General features: G+C 52.1%; 2 protein-coding genes and 1 pseudogene. All 3 read left to right on the forward strand.

Going from position 1 to position 2,312, the window contains the following annotated elements:
- Positions 1-23: 23 nt before the first annotated feature.
- Positions 24-155 (forward strand): annotated as a pseudogene (locus AC6R1O_RS17255) (type II 3-dehydroquinate dehydratase); the annotation flags it as partial.
- Between the two features lie 96 nt (positions 156-251).
- The gene (gene accB, locus AC6R1O_RS17260; protein WP_487902788.1) at positions 252-716 is read left to right on the forward strand and encodes an acetyl-CoA carboxylase biotin carboxyl carrier protein; all 465 of its coding nucleotides are present in this window, start codon (positions 252-254) and stop codon (positions 714-716) included.
- Positions 717-731: 15 nt separating this feature from the next.
- The gene (accC, locus tag AC6R1O_RS17265) at positions 732-2,078 is read left to right on the forward strand and encodes an acetyl-CoA carboxylase biotin carboxylase subunit (protein ID WP_500633619.1); all 1,347 of its coding nucleotides are present in this window, start codon (positions 732-734) and stop codon (positions 2,076-2,078) included.
- Positions 2,079-2,312: the final 234 nt, after the last annotated feature.

Consider the following 2,312-nt stretch of genomic DNA (forward strand, 5'->3'; position numbering starts at 1 on the left):
AACAGGTGGCATGAACAGCACCTGTGCACGCACGCGAACCCTTCCGTCATCACTCTTACCTGTCTGATAAAGCAGTAGGTGTGATTTGTGGTTTAGGTGCACAAGGTTACCAATTTGCGTTGATGGCTGCGATAGACAAGCTCAAGTCAGCGTAACAAGACAACACGCGGCGGACAGATGGACGCCGATACTCACTACTCTGCAGCGCCTTTAGGCGCTGTCTTATTCACAAGATAAAAGAGAAAGACACAATGGATATCCGTAAAATTAAGAAGCTTATCGAATTAGTTGAAGAGTCTGGCATTGCTGAGCTAGAGATCTCTGAAGGTGAAGAGTCGGTACGCATCAGTCGTCACGGCGTTGCAGCGCCTGCGCAGCCTGCTCCTATCCAATACGCAGCCGCGCCAGCACCGGTTGCGGCGCCTGCACCAGCAGCTGCCCCTGCTCCTGCAGCTCAAGAGTCTGCACCAGCAGCAGTGTCTGGTCACCAGGTTCTTTCTCCAATGGTTGGTACTTTCTACCGTTCACCAAGCCCAGATGCGAAAGCGTTTGTTGAAGTCGGTCAGAAAGTGAATGCCGGCGACACGCTATGTATCGTTGAAGCGATGAAAATGATGAACCAAATCGAAGCCGATAAATCTGGCGTCGTGACTGCCATCCTTGCTGAAGACGGCCAACCGGTAGAATTCGATCAACCGCTTGTTGTTATCGAATAATAGAGGCCCTCTGTTATGTTAGATAAAGTAGTCATCGCGAACCGAGGTGAAATTGCACTTCGTATCCTTCGCGCTTGTAAAGAGCTCGGTATCAAGACGGTAGCCGTCCACTCAACGGCTGACCGCGATCTTAAACACGTCCTGCTGGCAGACGAGACCGTCTGTATCGGCCCTGCACGTGGTATCGACAGTTACCTCAATATTCCTCGCATTATTTCTGCGGCAGAAGTGACCGGTGCGGTCGCTATCCACCCAGGTTACGGCTTCTTGTCGGAAAATGCAGACTTCGCAGAGCAAGTCGAGCGCAGCGGCTTCATCTTTGTCGGTCCAAAAGCGGAGACCATTCGCATGATGGGCGACAAAGTATCAGCCATCACCGCAATGAAGAAAGCGGGCGTACCTTGTGTACCTGGCTCAGATGGCCCGCTCGACAACGACGAAGACAAAAACAAAGCCCACGCGAAACGCATCGGCTACCCAGTGATCATCAAAGCCTCTGGCGGCGGCGGTGGTCGTGGTATGCGTGTGGTCCGTGCTGAAAAAGACTTGGTGCAAGCCATTGCCATGACGCGCGCAGAAGCGAAAGCGGCCTTCAACAATGACATGGTCTACATGGAGAAATTCCTTGAAAACCCGCGTCACGTTGAAGTCCAGGTCATCGCAGACGGTCAAGGCGGCGCTATCCACCTTGGTGAACGTGACTGTTCTATGCAGCGTCGTCACCAAAAAGTGGTCGAAGAAGCACCCGCACCGGGCATCACGGCTGAAATGCGTAAGTACATCGGTGAGCGTTGTACCCGTGCGTGTATCGAAATCGGTTACCGCGGCGCAGGCACGTTCGAGTTCTTGTACGAAAACGGCGAGTTCTATTTCATCGAGATGAACACCCGTATTCAGGTTGAGCACCCAGTCACTGAAATGGTCACTGGCATCGACCTAATCAAAGAGCAGCTGCGTGTTGCTGCAGGTCAACCTCTGTCGTTCACGCAAGATGACATCAAAATCCGCGGCCACGCGATTGAGTGTCGTATCAACGCCGAAGACCCAGAGCGCTTCCTACCTTCACCAGGTAAAATTGAGCGTTTCCACGCCCCTGGCGGCATGGGCGTACGTTGGGAATCGCACATCTACTCTGGTTACACAGTGCCACCGCACTATGACTCGATGATCGGCAAACTGATCACTTACGGTGAGAACCGTGATGTCGCGATCGCACGCATGAAGAATGCACTCGGCGAACTGATCGTCGAAGGCATCAAAACCAACGTGCCACTGCAAGAGATGATCATGAATGATGAGAACTTCCAACACGGCGGTGCCAACATTCATTACCTAGAGAAGAAACTTGGTCTAGACCATTAATTCTCTGAGTTATAACGCTCTCTCCTAACGCCCAGCCACCGCTGGGCGTTTTTATTCTTCACAGTCCCGTCTAGGAACTAACAACTAGGAACTAGCAACTCCCCCCTCTCGCTCAATTCTGCTACACTCTGCGCCAATTTCCTTTTTATCGAGCAGAGCCAGACCATGCCTTGGATTCAAATCAAACTCAACGCGACCAACGAAAACGCTGAACCGATCGGCGACATGTTAATG

It is taken from the genome of Vibrio sp. R11-SG3-ISO3-SZ (genome assembly GCF_059834345.1).

Coding starts and splice junctions, on each gene's coding strand:
- accC (WP_500633619.1), top strand. CDS start 732: ATGTTAGATAAAGTAGTCATCGCGAACCGAGGTGAAATTGCACTTCGT.
- accB (WP_487902788.1), top strand. CDS start 252: ATGGATATCCGTAAAATTAAGAAGCTTATCGAATTAGTTGAAGAGTCT.